Raw genomic sequence first — 1,123 nt, 5'->3', positions numbered from 1 at the left:
GAATCTAAAAGATCTTTATCCGCAGAACTATAAACAAATTAGCGACAAATCAAATATGTAGTTCATAGGGCGGATACCATCAGAGAAGCATTTATTTTAAAATAATTGGTTAAGCAAAAAGTACTTCTTAGTTTAGGGAACTACTATTTTATAAACTAATTTCCTAAGGATGAAAATGAAAAATATTATAATGACCATATTCTTGTCAGTTTGGGCATTGTGTTGCCTTGGTCAGAAAATGCTTAACGGCGTTAGTTTAGCGTCTAAATTGCTGGAAGAGGTGCCATCGACTAAACTTTCCGTTGTTCAAGCTTCTTTGGATAGTAAGAAGAAAGCGGCAGGACTTCCGGTTACCTCTAAGTTAGTGTCTAATGAAAGAACAAAAATATATCGTTTAAACGGGAGCGAGGATGTCGTTCGCATGATATCGCTTACGCACCGAGAATCATTGAATAATTGGGAAAGTGAAGTCGGGACCTTTATAGAAACCTTCGCACCGAAAGACGGGGGGATGGAGCGGTATGTCGAGACCATAAAAGGCGATGATTTTGAAGCTGTGTCTTTCTTTACAAAAAGTAGTTTTCGGGGTAAGGACAGCTACGCGTTGTATAGAAATAAGGCAAAAGGAATAGCCTTGTTTATTGTCTATATGACTAACGCTTCTGATGATGTAAGGATTGCGAATATGAGAAACATTATTAAAGACTTAAAAATTGAGTAGCCAAGCTTCGAGAAAAAATGATGTCCATCAACGATGCAGTACAGAAAAGGTTATGCCTATTCTTTATAATAGGTTGCCTGCTCGTAAGTATAGTCTTGCAAAGCAGATCGTTTGTTGGTAGTGTAAATTGAACTGTCACATCGCTCCTTTTAGGGGTTCGTGCTCTTGCAGCCCATACGGAGTTTCCTCGACCGGTTGATAATCACGGCTATCCGGTTCATAGGGAAGGTTGTGCCGGTGACGGACCCACTTTACAAAATTGAAAATCGTTTTGGGATCGACTCTGGGGAAATCCTCATGGGCCTTTTTTAGCCAGTCGTGCATCTGTGCGGCAGATGTGTCGCGGAACTGGACGAGCCGTTTGTGCACAAAGTCCTCGTACGCCAGCAGGACTTTTTGTCG

1 protein-coding gene and 1 pseudogene are annotated in these 1,123 nt (G+C 41.0%); one reads left to right on the top strand and one right to left on the bottom strand.

Annotated features, from left to right (window positions below; genetic code table 11):
• Positions 1-175: 175 nt before the first annotated feature.
• Positions 176-721: a hypothetical protein gene (locus FXV77_RS21650; protein ID WP_148921334.1), complete on the top strand. Its 546-nt coding sequence runs from the start codon at positions 176-178 to the stop codon at positions 719-721.
• A 135-nt stretch (positions 722-856) separates the two neighbouring features.
• Here the strand turns inward: FXV77_RS21650 and FXV77_RS21645 are convergent.
• Positions 857-1,123 (bottom strand): annotated as a pseudogene (locus FXV77_RS21645) (hypothetical protein); the annotation flags it as partial.

Origin of the sequence: Sphingobacterium phlebotomi (genome assembly GCF_008180195.1) — a bacterium.
GTDB classification, from domain to species: domain Bacteria; phylum Bacteroidota; class Bacteroidia; order Sphingobacteriales; family Sphingobacteriaceae; genus Sphingobacterium; species Sphingobacterium phlebotomi.
This window is presented reverse-complemented; position numbering and strand designations above follow the sequence as displayed.